This window comes from Agrobacterium sp. 22-226-1, from assembly GCF_053522345.1.
In genome coordinates this window covers 308,218-327,618 of record NZ_JBNWCP010000006.1, presented here as the reverse complement: position 1 = coordinate 327,618, position 19,401 = coordinate 308,218, and the positions used below count along the sequence as shown (strand labels likewise).

The 19,401-nt window shown below is 60.7% G+C and carries 15 protein-coding genes, 1 tRNA gene and 2 pseudogenes; 9 read left to right on the top strand and 9 right to left on the bottom strand.

Features of this window, described 5'->3' with window-relative positions:
* The first annotated feature begins 211 nt into the window (after positions 1 to 211).
* The 6 genes from ACQZ5K_RS13530 to ACQZ5K_RS13505 all read left to right on the top strand — a co-directional run bounded on the left by ACQZ5K_RS13530 (position 212) and on the right by ACQZ5K_RS13505 (position 6,451).
* On the top strand, positions 212 to 1,720 hold the full coding sequence (locus ACQZ5K_RS13530; protein WP_448740584.1) for an ABC transporter substrate-binding protein: 1,509 nt from the start codon (positions 212 to 214) through the stop codon (positions 1,718 to 1,720).
* A 76-nt stretch (positions 1,721 to 1,796) separates the two neighbouring features.
* Entirely contained in the window at positions 1,797 to 2,711 is a 915-nt protein-coding gene (locus tag ACQZ5K_RS13525) for an ABC transporter permease (protein ID WP_035262398.1), read from the top strand.
* A gap of 15 nt (positions 2,712 to 2,726) precedes the next feature.
* Positions 2,727 to 3,650 carry an ABC transporter permease gene (locus tag ACQZ5K_RS13520; RefSeq protein ID WP_448740583.1) on the top strand — a complete coding sequence of 308 codons (924 nt, stop codon included), beginning with the start codon at positions 2,727 to 2,729 and terminating at the stop codon, positions 3,648 to 3,650.
* Complete coding sequence (locus ACQZ5K_RS13515; protein WP_448740582.1) at positions 3,643 to 5,286, top strand: ABC transporter ATP-binding protein; 1,644 nt, start codon at positions 3,643 to 3,645, stop codon at positions 5,284 to 5,286. The genes ACQZ5K_RS13520 and ACQZ5K_RS13515 overlap by 8 nt, the downstream gene beginning before the upstream one ends.
* Positions 5,283 to 6,164 (top strand): dihydrodipicolinate synthase family protein, encoded by an 882-nt coding sequence (locus tag ACQZ5K_RS13510; protein ID WP_448740581.1) that lies wholly within the window; start codon positions 5,283 to 5,285, stop codon positions 6,162 to 6,164. The genes ACQZ5K_RS13515 and ACQZ5K_RS13510 overlap by 4 nt, the downstream gene beginning before the upstream one ends.
* A gap of 197 nt (positions 6,165 to 6,361) precedes the next feature.
* A tRNA-Ser gene (locus tag ACQZ5K_RS13505) sits at positions 6,362 to 6,451 on the top strand.
* Between the two features lie 113 nt (positions 6,452 to 6,564).
* Here ACQZ5K_RS13505 and ACQZ5K_RS13500 read toward each other — a convergent pair.
* The 5 genes and pseudogenes from ACQZ5K_RS13500 to ACQZ5K_RS13480 form a co-directional block, all read right to left on the bottom strand.
* Positions 6,565 to 7,494, bottom strand: coding sequence for a sugar phosphate isomerase/epimerase family protein (locus ACQZ5K_RS13500; protein ID WP_448740600.1), 930 nt, complete (start codon positions 7,492 to 7,494; stop codon positions 6,565 to 6,567).
* A gap of 57 nt (positions 7,495 to 7,551) precedes the next feature.
* Positions 7,552 to 8,486 (bottom strand): annotated as a pseudogene (locus tag ACQZ5K_RS13495) (sugar phosphate isomerase/epimerase family protein); the annotation flags it as partial.
* An 81-nt stretch (positions 8,487 to 8,567) separates the two neighbouring features.
* Positions 8,568 to 9,740 carry a Gfo/Idh/MocA family protein gene (locus tag ACQZ5K_RS13490; RefSeq protein WP_448740580.1) on the bottom strand — a complete coding sequence of 391 codons (1,173 nt, stop codon included), beginning with the start codon at positions 9,738 to 9,740 and terminating at the stop codon, positions 8,568 to 8,570.
* Between the two features lie 82 nt (positions 9,741 to 9,822).
* The gene (locus tag ACQZ5K_RS13485) at positions 9,823 to 10,725 is read right to left on the bottom strand and encodes a sugar phosphate isomerase/epimerase family protein (protein WP_448740579.1); all 903 of its coding nucleotides are present in this window, start codon (positions 10,723 to 10,725) and stop codon (positions 9,823 to 9,825) included.
* A gap of 23 nt (positions 10,726 to 10,748) precedes the next feature.
* Positions 10,749 to 11,159, bottom strand: a pseudogene (locus tag ACQZ5K_RS13480) (ATP-binding cassette domain-containing protein); the annotation flags it as partial.
* 280 nt (positions 11,160 to 11,439) lie between these two features.
* Between ACQZ5K_RS13480 and ACQZ5K_RS13475 the strand changes: the two are divergent.
* On the top strand, positions 11,440 to 12,480 hold the full coding sequence (locus ACQZ5K_RS13475) for a LacI family DNA-binding transcriptional regulator (protein ID WP_448740578.1): 1,041 nt from the start codon (positions 11,440 to 11,442) through the stop codon (positions 12,478 to 12,480).
* 9 nt (positions 12,481 to 12,489) lie between these two features.
* Here the strand turns inward: ACQZ5K_RS13475 and soxG are convergent, their stop codons facing one another.
* The 4 genes from soxG to ACQZ5K_RS13455 all read right to left on the bottom strand — a co-directional run bounded on the left by soxG (position 12,490) and on the right by ACQZ5K_RS13455 (position 17,594).
* The gene (gene soxG, locus ACQZ5K_RS13470) at positions 12,490 to 13,038 is read right to left on the bottom strand and encodes a sarcosine oxidase subunit gamma family protein (protein WP_448740577.1); all 549 of its coding nucleotides are present in this window, start codon (positions 13,036 to 13,038) and stop codon (positions 12,490 to 12,492) included.
* Positions 13,031 to 15,994 (bottom strand): sarcosine oxidase subunit alpha, encoded by a 2,964-nt coding sequence (locus ACQZ5K_RS13465; protein WP_448740576.1) that lies wholly within the window; start codon positions 15,992 to 15,994, stop codon positions 13,031 to 13,033. The genes soxG and ACQZ5K_RS13465 overlap by 8 nt, the downstream gene beginning before the upstream one ends.
* Positions 15,991 to 16,266, bottom strand: a complete 276-nt coding sequence (locus ACQZ5K_RS13460; RefSeq protein WP_065656564.1) for a sarcosine oxidase subunit delta family protein — start codon at positions 16,264 to 16,266, stop codon at positions 15,991 to 15,993. The genes ACQZ5K_RS13465 and ACQZ5K_RS13460 overlap by 4 nt, the downstream gene beginning before the upstream one ends.
* Positions 16,267 to 16,343: 77 nt before the next feature.
* Positions 16,344 to 17,594, bottom strand: coding sequence for a sarcosine oxidase subunit beta family protein (locus ACQZ5K_RS13455; protein ID WP_448740575.1), 1,251 nt, complete (start codon positions 17,592 to 17,594; stop codon positions 16,344 to 16,346).
* Between the two features lie 89 nt (positions 17,595 to 17,683).
* Here ACQZ5K_RS13455 and ACQZ5K_RS13450 point away from each other — a divergent pair, with 89 nt between their 5' ends.
* Entirely contained in the window at positions 17,684 to 18,658 is a 975-nt protein-coding gene (locus ACQZ5K_RS13450; protein ID WP_448740574.1) for a GlxA family transcriptional regulator, read from the top strand.
* 34 nt (positions 18,659 to 18,692) lie between these two features.
* Positions 18,693 to 19,376 carry a helix-turn-helix domain-containing protein gene (locus tag ACQZ5K_RS13445; protein ID WP_448740573.1) on the top strand — a complete coding sequence of 228 codons (684 nt, stop codon included), beginning with the start codon at positions 18,693 to 18,695 and terminating at the stop codon, positions 19,374 to 19,376.
* The last annotated feature ends 25 nt before the right edge of the window (positions 19,377 to 19,401 follow it).

Here is a 19,401-nt window from a genome sequence, read left to right as displayed (position 1 = left end):
AAAAAATAAAATTATGAGACTTGGCTCGAATAAAATTTGACATCTAAAAATAAATTGACAAAAAATGCGATAACGTCGATGCTCTGCTTGCGGGTGGAGGAGACAATCATCCGCATGCCATGCTCCTCAATGCAGGAGACGGGGATTTTTCAGATGCCCCTTGCGGCGCGCCGCCATGTTGCTGAATTTCTGAATCTGGGAGGAGAACGGAATGAAGAAGTCATTGATTGCGGGCGCCCTTGTCTTGGGTTCCCTCAGCGCCGCGGTTTCGCCGGCGCTTGCGGCATCGGGGCCGATCAAGATCGTGCTGGCGGAAGAGGCGGACCTGCTGGAACCCTGCATGGCCACCCGCTCCAATATCGGCCGCATCATCATGGAAAATGTCAGCGAGACGCTGACCGAGCTCGATGTGCGCGGCAAGAAGGGCGTTCAGCCGCGCCTCGCCGAGAAGTGGGAACAGAATGCCGATGGAAGCTGGCGTTTCCACCTGCGTGAAGGCGTGAAGTTTTCCGACGGCACGGCATTCGATGCCAAGGACGTCAAGCACAGCTTCGAACGCATCATGAGCGACAAGAACGCCTGCGAGTCCCGCCGTTATTTCGGCGGCATGACGGTGACCCCGTCTATCGTCGATTACCACACGATTGACTTCAAGACCGAACCGGCCCAGCCCATTCTGCCGCTTCTGATGTCGCTCGTCACCATTGTTCCCGAAGAAACCAAGATGGAATTCATCCGCGAGCCTGTCGGCACCGGGCCTTACAAGCTGGCCAACTGGACGCCGGGTCAGCAGATTGTGCTCACCGCACGCGACGACTATTGGGGCGCCAAGCCGCAGGTGACGGAAGCGACCTATCTTTTCCGCGCCGATCCTTCGGTCCGCGCCGCCATGGTGCAGACCGGCGAAGCAGATCTGTCGCCTTCCATTTCCCAGCTAGACGCCACCAACGCCAAGACCGACTTTTCCTATCTCGACAGCGAGACGGTCTATATGCGTCTCGACCATAACATCGCGCCGCTGAACGATGTCCGGGTACGCCGTGCGCTCAACCTCGCCATCGACCGGCAGGCCTTCCTTGGCACGCTGGTTCCGGAAGGTGCCGTGCTGGCCACCGCGCTCGTTCCGCCGACCACGCTTGGCTGGAACCCCGACGTCAAGGTCTTCCCCTATGAACCCGAGGGCGCAAAAAAGCTGCTCGAGGAAGCAAAGGCTGCCGGTGTGAAGGTGGATACGCCGATCACCATCATCGCACGCACCGCGAATTTCCCCAACGTCACCGAGATCATGGAGGCGATCCAGCAGCAATTGCAGGAAGTCGGCTTCAAGATCGACCTGAAATTCGTGGAGGTGGCCGAGCACGAAAGCTACTACTCCAAACCCTTCAAGGAAGGCCGAGGACCGCAGATCGTCGCCGCCATGCACGACAACTCAAAGGGCGACCCGTCCTTCACCATGTTCTTCAAATATGCGACCAAGGGCACGCAGTCCGGCTTCTCGGACAAGAAGGTGGACGATCTGATCGAACGCGCATCGGCAGCGGTCGGTGACGAGCGCGCCAAGCTGTGGTCGGAACTCATTGCCCACCTGCACGATGACGTGGTGGCGGATGTGCTGATGTTCCACATGGTCGGCTTCTCCCGCGTCTCCGAGCGGCTGGACTTCAAGCCGACTATCGCCACCAACTCGATGCTGCAGCTTTCGGAAATCGGCATCAAATAGGACCCCGCGTCTTGTCAATTGAGAAGCGGCGGCGCGGCGAAAGCCTCGCCGCCGCATTGAAAAACCGGAGGCAACCATGTTGAGCTTCATCCGAAAACGTTCCGTTGCAAGCCTGATTTCCCTGATCGGCCTCATCGTCATGGTTTTCTTCCTGTCGCGCCTGACGGGGGACCCGGCCGCGCTGTTTCTGCCGGTGGAGGCTTCGGAAGAGTTGAAGCAGCAGTTCCGGGCGTTGCACGGGCTGAACGATCCGTTGATGGTGCAGTTCCTGCGTTATGCGGGCGATGTGATGACGGGTGATCTAGGAGAATCGCTCAGAAAAGCCCGCCCGGCGCTGGATGTGGTGCTGGAGGCTTTCGTCTGGACGCTGTGGCTTGCGGTCATCACCATGTCGCTCGTCACCACGGCGGCCATCGTCATCGGTTCGCTTGCGGCTTTCCGCTCCGGCGGCTTCTTCGACCGCATGGCCTCAAGCATCTCGCTCATCGGTGCATCCGTGCCGGATTTCTGGCTGGCTATCGTCGCTATCGTCGTCTTTTCCGTCAATCTCGCCTGGTTGCCCACGTCAGGAACGGGCTCCGTGCTGCACTGGATATTGCCGATCGCGGTCCTGTTCGTGCGCCCCTTCGGCATTATCGTGCAGGTGGTGCGTGGCTCGATGATCGGCGCTTTGTCCTCTGCCTATGTCAAAACGGCGCGCGCCAAGGGCGTGAAGTCGGGTCCGATCATCTTCATTCACGCCTTGCGAAACGCCATGCTGCCGGTCATCACCGTCATTGGCGACCAGGCGGCAAGCCTTCTCAATGGTGCTGTCATCGTCGAAACCATTTTCGGTTTTCCCGGTGTCGGCAAGCTGATGATCGATTCCATTCTTCAGCGCGATTTCAACGTCGTGCTCGCCGCCATTCTCGTCACCGCGCTGGCGATCTTCCTGATGAATCTTCTGATCGATATCGCCTATGCGCTCCTCGATCCGCGTATCCGGCATTGAGGAGGCCGTTCAGCCATGAGCCTTTCCAGCGCCGACACCGAGATCATCGCCGAGCCATCCTTCGCAACACGCATGCTGCGCATGTTGTGGGCGGATAAATTCGCGCTCTGCGCCGCGATCTTCCTCGTCATCGTCGTTATCCTCGCTTTTATCGGCCCGGCCTGGCTTGGCGATCTGGCGACGAAACAGAACCTGCGCGGGCGCAACCTCGCCCCGTTCGACTGGCAGCGCGGGTGGTATTTCTGGCTGGGGGCGGATGCGCTCGGCCGTTCGCTTCTCGCGCGCATTGTCGCCGCCACGCAAAACACGATGATGATCGCCGCCGGCGCGGTGCTTCTTTCCGCCATCACCGGCACCGTGCTCGGGCTGATCGCCGGTTTTTCCTCCAACCGTGTCGGCCAGGTCATCATGCGGCTTGCCGATGTGATCATGTCGTTCCCGTCGCTCTTGATCGCGGTCATCGTGCTTTATCTGCTCGGCTCCTCCATCCTCAACCTGATGCTGGTTCTCGCCATCACCCGCATTCCCGTTTACATCCGCACCACGAGGGCGGAGGTGCTGGAGGTGCGCGAGCGCATGTTCGTGCAGGCGGCGCGCGTGATGGGCGCCTCCGGCAAGCGCATCCTGTTCCGCCACATCCTGCCTGTGGTGTTGCCGACGCTGACGACGCTCGCCACGCTCGATTTCGCCTATGTGATGCTGGCGGAAAGCGCGCTGTCCTTCCTCGGCATCGGCATTCAGCCGCCGGAAATCACCTGGGGCCTGATGATTTCGCAGGGACGGCAATATCTCACCAATGCCTGGTGGCTGTCCTTCTGGCCGGGACTTGCCATCATTCTCACCACCCTGTCGCTCAACCTGCTTTCCAACTGGCTGCGCATCGCGCTCGATCCCGTGCAGCGCTGGCGGCTGGAAATGAAAGGCCGCAAGCATGGCTGACCATCTTCTCGACGTGCGCAACCTTTCCGTGGAGTTCCACACCGCAAGCGGTGTCGTCCATGCGGTGAAGGATGTCTCCTACCATATCGACCGTGGCGAAACGCTGGCCATCCTCGGCGAAAGCGGTTCGGGCAAGTCGGTATCGTCCTCGGCCATCATGAACCTCATCGACATGCCGCCCGGACATATCAGCAGCGGCCAGATATTGCTCGATGGCCAGGACCTTCTGACCATGCCGGCCGAGGCGCGCCGCGAGATCAACGGCCGACGCATCGCCATGATTTTTCAGGACCCGCTCAGCCACCTCAATCCGGTTTATACCGTTGGCTGGCAGATCCGTGAGGCGATGACCACCCACGGCATGGACAAGGCAAAGGCCGAAGCGGAGGCGAGGCGGCTTGTCGCCCGCGTCGGCATTCCCGACCCGGACGGGGCCTTGAAGAAATATCCGCATGAATTTTCCGGCGGCCAGCGCCAGCGCGTCATGATCGCCATGGCGCTGGCGCTTCGGCCCGATCTCCTGATCGCCGATGAGCCGACCACCGCGCTTGACGTGACGGTGCAGGCCGAAGTGCTTTCGCTGCTCAAGGAATTGCAGCGGGAAACCGGCATGGCCGTGCTCATCATCACCCACGATCTCGGCGTCGTCGCCGAAATCGCCGATCGCGTGGTGGTGATGGAAAAGGGCGTTCTGGTCGAGGCTGGCACGGTTCGCGAGGTCTATCGCAATCCGCAGCACCCCTATACCCGCAAGCTCATCAGCGCAGCACCCGGCAGGGGCGACATGCACGAGCCGCACGCGGCGGGCGAAGCGCTGCTCAGCGTGCGTGATGTGCGCAAGCGTTACGGCGCCTTCGAGGCGCTGAAGGGCGTTTCCTTCGACCTCATGGAAGGCGAAACCATCGCGGTCGTCGGCGAAAGCGGTTCCGGCAAATCGACGCTGGCGCGTATTCTCTTGCGGCTAGACGAGCCGGATGCGGGCAGCGCCTTGTGGAGGGGCCGTGATCTCTTCAAACTTTCGCCTGCCGAACTCTTCGCGCTCCGGCGTGATCTGCAGATGGTGTTTCAGGACCCCACCCAGTCGCTCAATCCGCGTATGACCGTGTTTCAGCTGATTTCTGAGGCTTGGGTCATCCATCCGGAGATATTGCCCAGGGCAAGATGGCGTGAGCGGGTTGCGGAATTGCTGCATCAGGTGGGTCTCTCGCCGGAACATATGCGCCGTTATCCGCACCAGTTCTCCGGCGGTCAGCGGCAGCGGATCGCCATTGCCCGCGCATTGGCGCTGGAGCCGAAGCTCATCATCTGCGACGAGGCGGTCTCGGCGCTCGATGTTTCGGTTCAGGCGCAGGTTATTGCGCTGCTGGACAAGCTGCGCCGCGAAATGGGCCTCTCCTTCATCTTCATCGCGCATGATTTGCCGGTGGTTCGGGATTTTGCCGATCACGTCATGGTCATGCAGCGGGGAGAGGTCGTGGAATTCGGGACGGTCCGCCAGGTGTTCGAAGCGCCGCGCGAGGCCTATACCCGTGCCCTTCTATCCGCGAGCCTCGATCCCGACCCCGATATGCAATCTCAGCGTCATCCGGCCGTCGCCGGCGACGCCCTCGGAAATTCAAGCGGAGTTCTTTCATGAGCAAACAAGCTTTCGTCGCGCTCGTCACTTGTTTCAACGAGGACGAAACCATCAACTATGAGGCGACCCGCGCACAGGTGCGCCGCCAGGTGGCGGCCGGCAACAACATCATGTGCGCCGGCACCAATGGCGATTTTACCGCGCTCACGCATGAGGAAAAAATCCGGCTGACGGAAGAGGTGGTGGACGAAGTTGCAGGCCGTGCCAAGGTGATCGTGAATGCGGGCATGCCCGCCACATTCGAAACCCTGCAACTTGCCAAAGCCTTCGACCGCATCGGCGTCGATGGCGTCGCCGTCATCACGCCCTTCTTCATCGCCTGCACGCAGGATGGGTTGATCCGCCATTTCTCGACGGTGGCTGACGCCGTTAAAACGCCGGTCTATCTCTATGATATTCCCGCCCGCACCCAGAACCACATAGAGCCGGAAACCGCCCGCAAACTTGCCACCCATGGCAATATCGCCGGCATCAAGGATTCCGGCGGCGCGCAGCAGACGCTCGAAGCCTATCTTCAGGTGGCAAAGGAGATGCCCGGTTTCGAGGTCTATTCCGGCCCGGATCACCTCGTTCTCTGGTCGTTGCAGAACGGTGCGGCAGGCTGCATTTCCGGCCTCGGCAACGCGCTGCCGGATGTGCTGGCCGGCATTCTCAATGCTTTCAACGCCGGCGACATCACCGAGGCCGAACGCCAGCAGGCGATCTATGCCGACTTCCGCACCGATCTCTATGCCCTCGGCTTCGCACCGGCCATGGTCAAACGCTCGCTTTATCTCCAGGACTCTTCCGTCGGCGCCAGCCGCCAACCAGCCCTTCTGCCCGATAGAGAGCAGGATGAAAAAATCCTGGAAATCTTACGGCGTTATCAACGGATCTGACGCTGCTATCGAATGTGGCGCGCACCCCTGCGGATCGTGCGCGTCATCTTGAAAATATCTGCGAAAACGGCCAGAAGCCGATGCATTTCCCCAGCCTCACCCATGACGAATAATTTGTGACACAAACACGAAATTCCCCTTGTCAGTCACGCCATTGATGTTTAAGAGGAGCGCGCAACGCAAGCGTTCGCGCATGCGGAGAGGTGGCAGAGTGGTCGAATGCACCGCACTCGAAATGCGGCATACCTGCAAGGGTATCGTGGGTTCGAATCCCACCCTCTCCGCCATAAGACCCTTCGTTCCGAAGATTTTCTGCTGAGAACTGAATCTGTCGGTTATTGCCGGCTCGCCGCGCCGGGATAATCTTCGGCACGGCACGATGGTCTATTTTGTGTCCGCTTCAGAATCCATTCGCAGCAAGAAACGCCCTGCTGGCCGCCAGATCATCCAGAATGCCGCCGGCATTGCGCGGGTCGCGCTCCTGTTCGATGGTGATATAGCCGCCATAGCCGAGTTCCGTCAGAAGGCTGCGGATGGCTGGATAGTCGATTGAGCCGCGACCGATGGGGCACATGACGCCTTTGGCGCAGGCGTCGAAGAAGCGGATGGGTTCTGCCATCACCTCCTCGAAAACCGTGGCGTCGATATCCTTGAAATGAATATAGTCGACACGATCCCAATAGCGGCGAAGCGCGGTGACGGGGTCCATGCCGGAATAGGCCATATGGCCGGTATCGAGGCACAGGCCCGCCAGATCGGCGGGAATGTCCTTGACGATCTGCTGCAACTCATCGGCAAATTCGATGTAGCCGCCGGCATGGGGGTGGATAGTGGCGCGCACGCCATATTTGTCGCGGGCGAGCGTTGCGATGGCGCGGATGTTTTCGACCATGCCGTTCCATGCACCCCCATCGAGGCGCGGCGCGCGGTCGGAGTGGCCGGCGGCATAGTCCCGCTCGTCATGTCCCCAGTCCATCACAGTCAGATAGGGGGCGGAAAAGCGTTGGCCGGCATGGGTTTCCGGTTTCGGCAGGCGGGTGATCAGCGCGCAGATCTCGTCGGTCTGGCGCAGCAGATTGTTGCGGTTCTCCGGTGAGACCAGATCGTCGAAAATCGTGCCGGCGACGATTTTCAGATCGCGCTCATTGAGCGTCTGCGAAACACGCTCGAGGTCGAGCGGAAGATAACCGTAGGGGCCGAGTTCCAGGCCGCCGAAACCGGCGGCCTTCGCCTCGTCCAGCACCTTTTCCCAATGGGGCAGATGGGGATTTTTGACGTCGTCGACGCCCCAGCAGCAGGGAGCGATGGTGATGGTGATCCGGTTGGTCATGGCATCCTCGTAGCGCAATTGACGCCGGGCCGCCTTCTGCGGCCCGGAGAGGGTTTCAGCGATGGTGGCTTTAAGGGCGTCGATGGAAGACTGGATGCCCGCCTCGGTGGACATGGTGAAATCCTCCATTTCCAGACTGACCCAGCCATTGTAACCGGCCATGCGCACCACGGAGAAAAATTCCTTCCACCATTGCAGATCATGGCCGGCGCCCACCGCCACATAGTTCCAGTTGCGGTTGGCGACGTCAGTCACCTCTTTGAGTTCCAGCAGCCCGTTCACACCGGCCAGTCCGCGTTCGATGCGGGTGTCCTTGCCGTGGCAATGGTGGATCTTGCTGCCGAGTGCACGGGCAGAGGCGATGGGATCTGCCCCATCCACATCAGGTGCGACGGGTCGAGATTCATGCCCACCGTCGGGCCGACCTCATTGCGCAGGCGGAACAGGGTTTCCGGGTTCCAGACGAGCATGGCCGAGAAATTCTCGAGCGCATATTTTTCGACGCCCGCTTCCCTGGCGAGCTTCACAAGCCCATGCCAGAGCGGAAAGGCGCGGTCTTCCCATTGGTAACGGTCGCGCTCCGGCATCTCGTTCGGCCAGCTCTTGGTGTAGACGAGCCAGTTCGGCACGGCGTCACCCGGCGCTGCTTCCGGCAGGCCGGACATGGTGACGATCTTTGTCACGCCGATTTCGCCCGCAAGCCGGACGGTGTCCTCAATCTCCTTCAGGTGGCGCTTGCCCATGTCGCCGGGATCGAGCGGATTGGCGGAGCAATTCAGCGCAGCGATTTCGAGGCCACGGGCCTCGATTTCCTTGAGCCTGGATTTGAGAAGCCCCTTATCCGCCAACAGTTCGTCGGCCCTGAAATGCGGGCCGCTGGACCAGCCGCCGCCGGTCATCTCGATGCCCTCGACACCGAGCGCGACGCATTTGTCGAGCATATCGGTGAAGGGCAGGCTTGCCATGACGTCAGTACAAATTGCGAGTTTCATCGTTCATCTTTCCGAGGAGGTATGGGGACGCGCCTGAAGAGGAGGAGGACGGGAGAGTTGTCCGGCGCGCCCCCAAGCTGGTTAAGCGAAATCGACCCAGGCGGCGCCGGCATCGGCCGAACGGACGCAGTTTTCCAGCCAGCGAACGCCTTCGGTGCCGGCCGTGATACCGGGATAATGGTGGGTCTTCAGAAAGGCCCTGTCACCGCGATTTGCCGCATCGATTGCCTGGGCAATCCAGAGATAGATGTTCGACCAGCTGTCACCGAGACCTTCGGTATGCAGCGCGCCCATGCGGTCGATGGCGAGGCTTTCCTGTTCCAGATATGGCATGCCGTGGTGCAGGATGCGGCCGGGTTCGCCCTGAACCTCGTAGATCAGCTGGTCGGGATGGGAATCGGACCATTCGAGGGACGCCTTGGAGCCGACGAAACGGTAACGTTGCGATCCCATATTGCCGGCATTGACGGAGGAGACCCACAGGCGGCCGCGTGCGCCATTGTCGTAATGCATCAGAACGGTGGCGTGGTCCTCCAGCGGTGCGCGCGTGGGGATGAAGGCCTTGCGGTCGCAGAGCAGGCGTTCCACCTTCATATGCGGCAGTACGACTTCCGAGAGGTAATAGAGATGCGTGCCGATATCGCCCAGCACGAAGGTCGGGCCGGCGGTGCGGGGATTGGTGCGCCATTTGACGGCCTCGCCCGCGTCCACATCGTCACCGGCGTTAAAGCCGTGGGTATATTGCAGGTCGACGATGCGGATGTCGCCCAGCATTCCTTTTTTGACCATGGCCGCCATCTGGTGGACGAGCGGGTGCCCGGTAAAACCATAGGTAACGCCGACGATCAGGCCCTTCTGTTCGGCCAGCCGTGCCACCTCGTCGCATTCCGCCACGGTGAAGAATAACGGTTTTTCGCAGATGACATGCAGCCCGGCCTCAAGGCAGGCCTTGGTAATCTCGTAATGAGTGAAATTGGGGGTGGCGATGGAGACGACGTCAACACCGTCTTCGCGTGCCGTTTCGCCGGCAATCAGCGCCTTGTAATCCGCATAGCAGCGTTCCGCCGCAACGCCGAGATTGACGCCGAAGTCACGGCCTCGTTCGGCATCGAGGTCGAAGGCGCCGGCGGCGAGCTGGTAATTGCCGTCGCGCAAGGCGCCGGTGCGGTGCTTGTAACCCACCTGTCCCGTGCGTCCGCCGCCCACCATGGCCCAGCGCAGCGGGCGTGAAATCCGTCTTTCTCCGTTGATCATGTCGGTCGTCTTTCCATTTGATGTTGCCAATGGCCGTGGCCGGAGGCAGGGTCCGCCTCGGGCTCAGCGCCGGTTTGCCGCGTTATTTCTTGAAATAGAGGTCGATATAGTCCTGCATCTTGCTGCGCATGAACCGGCTCGATTCATCGGCCCTGTCCTCCCAGGCGAAGACGCAGGAGGTCATGATGCCGTCGAAGCCGATTTCGGCGAGTGTGCTGAAGAAGTCGTCCCATGGAACTTCGCCCTGGCCGATATTGAGATGCTGGTGCACCCGCGCCTGCGTGCCCGGCGGGTTGAGGATATAACGAAGCCCGGAGCTGGCCTTGTGGTTGAAGGTATCGCCGACATGCACATGGGCGAGCACATCCTTGGCTTCGCGCAGCATCGCCTTGGTGTCGTCACCGAAATAGAAGGTGTGCGGCGCGCAATAGAGGAATTTGACGTTCTTCGAATTGACAGTGCGGATGATGTCCAACGCCGGCTGCAGCGTCTCGCACCAGTCTTCCGGATGCGGCTCGACATGCAGGTTGATGTTTTCACGCTCGAAGATCGGCACCAGCTCCTCCATCGAGCGCCACCAGGCGTCCTCGCAGGCCTCGATCATCGAGCCGGTATGGCAGCAGTAGCAGGAACCCTTGTCGGGATGCGGTCCGCGGCCGAATTCGGAGTTCATCGTGTCGACCTCCAGTTCGATGGCGATCTCGATGGCGCGTTTCCAGTACTTGACCGCCGCCTGCCGTTCGGTCTCGTCATTGGAGGCCCAGCGATACATGGGCAGCAGCGAGGCGATGCCGACATCGGCGTCTTTCAGCGCCTTCTTGAAAGACCTCATCCGCTCGGGAAAGACGCGCGGGGCCTTGAACCATTCGAGGAAATCGGCGCGCGGGCTGAGTTCGATCCAGTCGTAGCCGAGTTCCTTCACCTTGGCGGGCAGCTCATCGAGGCTGATGAAACGGTGCATGTGGGGGTCGATGGCGATTTTCATCGGTCTTGATCCTTCTCTATGTCTTAACTGGATGGCGGCTGCGGCGGATGGCCGTCATGGCTGGCCATGTAATTTTCCACCTCAGCCCTGAGATCGGCGAGCGCCTCACCGCCGGCCATCAGGCCGGTGATCTCCTCGCGTGACTTCTCGCCCTTGCGGAAATTGGCGGCGACTGCGCCACGGATCAGCACGGCGAAATGGTCGCCGACGGCGATGGCGTGGGTGACCTGAGGGGTGATGAGGATCACCGCGATGCCGCGCTTGCGCGCTTCCAGCACGATGCGCAGAACGTGGGACGCCTGTTTCACGCCCAGCGCCGCCGTCGGCTCGTCGAGGATGAGAACGCGCGCGCCAAAATGCACCGCGCGGGCGATGGCGAGCGATTGCCGCTCGCCGCCGGAGAGCCCGCCGATCAGGCGGTCGCCGTCATCGACACTCTTTTTGATGAGGTTCCAGAACGCATCCTCATTCTTGCCGCCGACAACTGAGATATTGGCCGCGAACGCGCCGGATGCCATCACGAGCGACACAGCGCCCGTTGCGAGAAATTTCCTGAAAAATGCCATTGCTTCCTCCCTGCCCATTCTCCCGACGGGCCCTAATGACAGGGTGATTTATATCTTTCATTTTCAGGAGAACGGAATTTATATTTCATTTAATGTTGCATTTAATATCATTTCATGTCATTCATGGATGATACGATTGTGAGGCGTCATGAACCGACCGACCATTACCGATCTTGCGAAAGCCGCCGGTGTCAGCATCTCCACGGTCAACCGGCTGCTGCACGGTTCGACTTCCGTGCGCCAGGATACGATCGACCAGATACTCAAGGCGGCGGAGGAGATCGGTTTTTATGGTCTCGGCACCATCAAGGACCGTCGCCGCGAGGCCATGCCCCATCACCGGCTCGGCTTTCTGTTGCAGCAATCCCACCGGCCGCTTTACCGGCTTTGGGCGGAAGGGATCGTCGCCGCCGCACGCCAGCGGCCGGATAGCATCATCGAGCCGGATGTTGTGTTTGAGGACGATCTTTCACCGGAGGCCGTTTCCGCCAATCTCCTGAAGATGGGACAATCCTGCGGCGCAATCGCGGTGGTGACGGCCGATCATCCGCTCGTCAGCCAGGCGATCGACGAGCTGCGGGGCAGGGGCGTTCCGGTGGTGACTTACGTATCCGATCTGTCGGCGGCAAGCCGCGCGGGCTTTGTCGGCACCGACAGCTGGAAACGCGGCCGCACGGCGGCATGGTTCCTCAGCCAGACGGTGAAGGGTGAGGGCGTGGTCGTGCCGCTGATCGGCAGCAATCGGTATCAGTGCCAGGATGTTTCGGACGCCAGCTTCCGCTCCTATATGCGCGAAAACACGCCTGAACTTCAGGTCGCGGAAACGCTGCTGACCCACGAGGAGCCGGAAAACGCCTATGTCATCGTGCGGGATATGATTGTTGCCGAACCGGGGCTCCGGGGGATTTATGTCAACGGCGGCGGCATATCGGGTGTTCTGCGCGCACTCAGGGAACTGCCTGCCGAGCGGCAGCGCGACATAAAAATCATCTGTAACGATATCGGGCCGGAAACACGAAAAGGCCTCAACGAAGGGCTGATCACCGCCTCGCTGCCGCTTCCCCTCGACAGGATGCCGCAGCAATTGATCGACGTGATGTTACGGCGCATCGAGAACGGAGATTCATCCTCCGTTGAACAGCGGATCGTGCCATTCGAAATCCTGACGCCCGAAAGCATCTGGACCTGACCGACACGATCACTGGAATTCGAGGCTCATCCGGGCAAGATCGTCCCACAGGCTTTCGGCAAAACCGCGCAGCACGATGACTTCGAAAACCTGTTCGTCGACGCGGGTGAGGTGGGCGGCGATGTGACCGATCAGCGTCGCGGCGGAATGTCCCACCGGGAAGGCTGCGAGAGACATGTCGACCGCCGTGCCTTTGGCCAGAACCCGCTCGGCCATCGTGCCTTCGATGCGGATGCGAACGCGTCCCTGGCTCTGGTCGACACCCGTTGCCTGAGGTTCGAGCGCCGCAAGAAGCGCCTTCATATCGGCATGAGACAGAGATTGTTCACCGACGATGAACCATTGGCCCGGTGAGACCGCGCGTATATCGCCTTTGGCAAGGTCGCGAAGGCGGGCTTCCAGATCCGTTGCGTCGGGTGCGGCCAGAACGTGGATGATCGCGCCTTCCGGCAGGGGGGAGAGCTTGATGGCGGTGGAGGCAATCGCTCGCTTCGCGCCCAGCACCGGGCGGAGCGTCGGACGGAAGCCGGATTTGAAGTCAGGCTTGAAATCAAACATGGAGTTTCTCGTTTTGAGGATCGACAAAAACCGGGTTGCAAAGGCGGGCTTGGGTAAATTCGTTGCGCAGGCCGTTCCAGACCATGATTTCCTCGCCATGCCGCGCAGGACCATTCTTGACCAGGGCGAGACCGATGGTCGAACCCAGATGCGGTGAGAACGCACTGGAGGTCACATAACCCTGATCGTTCTCCAGCGTTGCCGCGGCATCCTTCGCAAGAATATGCGAGCCGGTGCGGAAGGACTGTTTTGGATCGAGCGGCACGACGCCGACGAGGCTCGGACGGTCGGCGTCGGAAAGCCCCTCGCGCTCCAGCATCCGTCGGCCAATGAAATCGGCCTTTGTGGTGGAGACCATTTTGCCGAAGCCGAGATCGGCGGGCACCACCGTGCCGTTGATTTCATTGTGGGTGACATGGCCTTTTTCGATGCGCAGCACGCCAAGCGCCTCGACGCCATAGGGCATGATATTCTCCGGCTCGCCGGCTTCCATCAGCGCATCGGCGACGCTTTCACCGTAACCGGCCGGGACGGCAAGCTCGTAGGCCAGTTCGCCGGAGAAGGAAATCCGGAACAGGCGTCCATGCAGTTGCCCGCCAAACAGGAAGACTTCCCGGGCTGCGAGGAAGGGAAAGGCCTCGTCGGAAATATCTTCATCGACGATCCTTTGCAGAATGGCGCGCGCCTTCGGCCCGGCAATCGCCATCTGCGCCCATTGATCGGTGACGGAGGCAAACCGCACATCGAGATCCGGCCAGAGCGCCTGCGTGCAGAATTCAAGGTGGTTCAGGACGCTCGCCGCATAGGCGGTGGTGGTCGTCATGAAGAAGCGGTTTTCCTCCAGCCGGCTGGTGGTGCCGTCGTCGTAGATCATGCCGTCCTCACGCAGCATCAGGCCATATCGTGCCTTGCCGACCGGCAGTTTGAGGAAAGCGTTGCAATAAACCCGGTTCAGGAATTCGGCGGCGTCCCTGCCACAGATTTCGATCTTGCCGAGCATCGATACATCGCAGAGCCCGGCATTCTTGCGCACATTCAGAACCTCACGGTCGACGCTTTCCCGCCAGCCGCCTTCGCCTTCGCGCGGAAACCAGGAGGAGCGATACCAGAGCCCGGTTTCGACGAACACGGCCCCGTTTTTCTCGGCCCAACCATGCAGCGGCGATTTGCGCACCGGCTGGAAATGCTGGCCGTGATAGGCTCCGGTCAGTGCGCCGAAGGAGACGGGCGTATAAAACGGCCGGAACGTCGTGGTGCCGATATCCGCCGGGGAGATACCGCGCGCTTCGGCCAGCAGCCCGATGGCATTGACATTCGAAAGCTTGCCCTGATCCGTCGCCATGCCGTTCGTGGTGTAGCGTTTGGCGAGTTCGACATGGCCATAACCTTCACGGATGGCGAGGCCGAGATCCTTGCGGTGAACGTCGTTCTGGTAATCGACAAAGGCTTTCGCCTTAATGCCGGGGATGGACCAGAGCGGCTTTGCAGGCGGGGCCACGACATCGTTTTCCACCGTGCCGAATGTCGGTGCGGTTGATGCAAAGCCGAGCTCTTGCGCCAGCGCTGCGCCCTTCCGCGCGCCATCCTGAAGGCAGGCGGCGATACCGTTGATCGCGGAAACCGCGCCGGCGAGTTCCAGCCCCTTGAGATTGCCGGGCGCCAGGAAAGCGGCATCGTCTTCCGACCAGACCGGCTTGCCGCCGCGATGGCAGGCGAGATGGATGATGGGGCTGAAGCCGCCCGACATGGCCAGCGCATCGACATTCAGCTTCTCCGCCCGGCCATTCGCATAAATCTCAATGGCGGAAAGCGCCTTGCCGCCCTTGGCATTCGAGACGACGCCACCCTTGATGACACGCGCATTGCCTTCGTAGCCCGGATTGCCCCGCTCACGGCTGTCGATGATGGCGGCAAGAGTAACACCCTGTGCTTCCAGATCGCGGGCGAGCGCATAACCACTGTCATTGGTGGTGAAAATCGCCGTCGCCGTGCCGGGGCTGACGGCATAACGGTTGAGATAGCTGCGCATGGCGCTGGCCATCATCACGCCGGGAACATCGTTGCCGCCGAAGACCAGCGGCCGTTCTTCCGCGCCGGTTGCCAGCAGCGCCCGCTTGGCGGCGATGCGCCACAGGCGTTCCAGGGGCACATGGGCTTTCGGATCTGGCAGATGTTTCTGCACCCGCTCCACCGCGCCGAAGACATTGCCGTCATACCAGCCGAAAGCCGTGGTTCGCGTCAGCATCGTCACATTCGGCAGGGCTTTAAGTTCGGCAACGCATTGCGCCGCGAAATCCGGTGCGCTCTTGCCGCCGATGGCTGCCGTTTCGGAAAGAAGCCCACCGCCTGCCACGGAATGTTCATCGACAATGATGACGCGCGCGCCGGCGCGTCCTGCGGCAAGCGCTGCCGCCAGACCCGCCGCGCCGGAGCCGATCACCAGCAGGTCGCAATGCGCCCAGCATTTGTCATAGGTATCCGGATCCGCCTCGTAGCTTGCTTTGCCGAGACCGGCGGCTTTGCGGATGAAGGGCTCATAAACCTTTTCCCAGAAGGCGGCAGGCCACATGAAGGTCTTGTAGTAGAACCCCGCGCCAAGGAAGGGTGAGAGAAGGCCGGTCAAGGCGCCGATATCGAACTCGAGAGAGGGCCAGCGGTTCTGGCTGTTGGCTTCCAGCCCGGCATAAAGCTCCTGCATGGTGGCGCGGGTGTTCGGCTCCGTGCGCCCGCCGCGGCCGATGGTCATCAGCGCGTTCGGCTCGGCTGCACCCGCCGTCAATATGCCGCGCGGGCGGTGGTATTTGAAACTGCGACCGACGAGTTTCTGGTCGTTGGCGAGCAGGGCGGAGGCGAGGCTGTCGCCCTCAAAGCCCGACATCGGCTTGCCATCGAAGGTGAAGGAAAGCGGTTTGGAACGGTCGATCAGACCGCCGGTCTTCAGGCGGTTGGCGCTCATGCGTTTGTCACTTTCGTCTTGTCGGCGGCGTCGCGGCAGGCGGATATCTCATGGGTGGCGGTATCGCGGGCGACGACCAGCCAGCGGCGGCAGCCGGATGTGTGGTGCCAATATTCCTCATAGGCGCCGCGCGGATTATCGCGCAGATAGACATAATCGAACCATTCCTCCGCGCCGGCATCGGCGGCAGGCCTTTGAAGGGCTGCGCCCTTGATGGTGAATTCTTCCCTGGGTCTTGGCCCGCAATGCGGGCAGGGCACGAGACTTGCCATTTCAGATGTCCTTGATCCGCCAGATAGCGGGATGGCGAAAAGTGTGAGCGGTTTTCGCCTGAAATCCCGCTATAAATTTAGTGAAGGTTGGGCTGGGCTCCCTGGCCCTTTTCATCGATGAGATAACCGCGCCGGAAGCGATCCAGCCGGAAGGCCATTGCCGTTTCCTGCGGTGCGCCGCGTGCCAGAAGATGGGCGAAGCAGAAACCGGAAGCGGGCGTCGCCTTGAAGCCGCCATAACACCAGCCGGCATTCAGGTAGAGATTGTCGATCGGGGTTTGGTCGATGATCGGTGAGCCATCCATCGACATATCCATGATGCCGCCCCAGGAGCGAAGGACCCGGACGCGGGAAAGCGCCGGTATCATCGCCTTGCCTGCCTCCGCGACATGTTCGACCGTCGCCAGATTGCCGCGCTGGGCATAGGAGTTGTAACCGTCTATATCGCCGCCGAAGACGAGGCCGCCCTTGTCCGATTGCGAGACGTAAAAATGGCCGGCCCCGAAGGTGACGACGCCATCGATGAAGGGCTTCAGCCCTTCAGACACGAAAGCCTGCAACACATGGCTTTCGATCGGCAGTTTCAGCCCGGCCATGGCGGCCACCTGCGAGGAATTGCCTGCTGCCGCGAGCGCCAGCTTGCCGCAGCCGATGAAGCCCTTGGCGGTCTCCACACCCACGACCCTGCCGTTTTCGCGGCGAATGCCGGTTACCTCGCAGCCCTGAATGATATCGACGCCGCGGCTGTCTGCGCCGCGCGCATAACCCCAGGCGACGGCATCGTGACGCACAGTGCCGCCGCGTCTTTGCAGCAGGCCGCCCTGCACCGGAAAGCGGGCATTGTCGAAATCGAGAAACGGCAGCATGGCCTTCAGTGCGGCGCAGTCCAGCAATTCGGCATCTACGCCGTGCAGCCGCATGGCGTTGCCGCGCCTTGTATAGGCATCGCGCTGTGCATCCGAATGATAGAGGTTCAGCACGCCGCGCTGGGAAACCATGGCGTTGAAATTGAAATCCTGCTCCAGCCCTTCCCACAGCTTCATCGAAAGTTCGTAGAAGGGATTGTTACCCGGCAGCAGATAATTGGAGCGAATGATCGTGGTGTTGCGGCCGACATTGCCGGAGCCGATGTAGTTTTTTTCCAGCACCGCGACATTGGTAATGCCAAATTCTTTCGCAAGATAATAGGCCGTTGCCAGCCCGTGTCCGCCGCCGCCAACGATGATGACGTCATAATGCGGTTTCGGAGATACCTCCCGCCAGGCGGGTTTCCACGCCTTGTTGCCGAAAAGGCCGTTCTTGAAAATGGAAAAGGCGGAATAGCGCATCTGCGTACCTCGAACGATATCGCGCAAGCTTACCGGCGTCGTTCGAAAGGGAATTGCAAATAAGGGACATAATGATTTAAAAAAGAGACATGACGACCATCGAGCAGAAGAATGTCCAGCGCATTGGTTTCATCCTGGTTCCGAATTTCGCGCTGATGTCCTACGCCTCGGCGGCGGAGCCATTGCGCGCCGCCAATCTGATCGCCGGAACCGATCTTTACGATGTGGTTCCGCTTTCTTTCGATGGCGAGGCTGTCAGAAGTTCTTCCGGCATCATTGTCGGCTGCGAGGCACTCGCCACCGCAGGCGAGAGATGCCACACGATCTTCGTCTGCGCAGGGGGCGGGCCGCAGGACTGGACCGTTGCGGAAAATTCCTACGGGACTTTAAGGCGGCTGGCGCGGCAGGGTGTCCGGATCGGGGGCATTTCCAGCGGCGCTTATGTGCTGGCGGCGGCGGGATTGCTGGAAAACCGCGATTTCACCATTCACTGGGAGCATGCGCCGGTGCTGAAAGAGGCCTTCGGCCATCTCACGCCCCGGCAGGCGCGGTTTGTTTTCGACGGGGACCGCATCACCTGCGCCGGCGGCGTCGCGCCCCTCGACATGATGCACGCGATGATTTCGCAAAGAATGGGCGCTCATTTCGCACGGCGTGTCAGCGACTGGTATCTGCACACAGCCGTGGCCGAACCCGGCGCGCCGCAAAGGGGTTCCGCCGCCGAGCGCCATAGCACCAACCATCCGGCCTTGCTGACCGTTCTGGAAAAAATGGAAACGACCATTGAAAGCCCGCTCGACCGGCAGACCATGGCGAAACTGGCGGGAACCAGCGCGCGTCATCTCGACCGGCTTTTCGCAACCCATCTGAAAACGACGTTTCTGGAAACATACCGCGCGATCCGCCTCGATCACGCCCGGCGGCTACTGGAGCAAAGCCCGCTCTCCATTGCCGAAGTGGCCTTCGCCACCGGCTTCTCAAGCGCCGGGCATTTTTCGGGGAGCTTCAAGGCCCGGTTCGGCCATACTCCAAATGCACTGCGGCAAAGATTTCCTCCGAATTAAAATAGTTTTCCTGTAAGGAAGGGAAAACACGATAATGCCGGAGGACCCCATGGCGAAGGATACCACCAAGACCGAAACTGCGCAGTTCCTGTCGCAGGATCCCCATGCCGTCCGCGAGCCAAGGGTCAATAATCTGGAAATGGCGATTGGCCATGAGGTGCGCGCCTATCGCAAGAAACTCGGCATCACGGTCACCGATCTTGCATCGGCCACCGGCGTTTCCGTGGGCATGCTTTCCAAGATCGAAAACGGCAATATCTCGCCGTCGCTCACCACGCTGCAGACGCTTTCAAAGGCTCTGGGTGTGCCGATCACGGCCTTCTTTCGCGGTTTTGAGGAACCGCGCAGCGCCACCTTCGTCAAGGCGGGGCAGGGCGTGAATATCGAGCGCAGGGGCACTCGCGCCGGTCATCAATACAGCCTGCTCGGCCATATCGACAACAATACCAGCGGCGTCACCGTCGAGCCCTATCTCATCACGCTGACCAAGGATTCGGACGTGTTTCCGACCTTCCAGCACGAGGGGATGGAGTTTCTCTACATGCTGGAAGGCGAGGTGGTTTACCGCCACGGCGAGCAGCTTTTCACCATGCAGGCCGGCGATAGCCTGTTTTTCGACGCCGATGCGCCGCACGGGCCGGAGGAATTGGTGAAGCTTCCCGCGCGTTATCTGTCGATCATTTCCTATCCGCAGAGGCGGCTTGGCAACGATGGATAATTTGCCTTAGAAGAAAAAAATATTC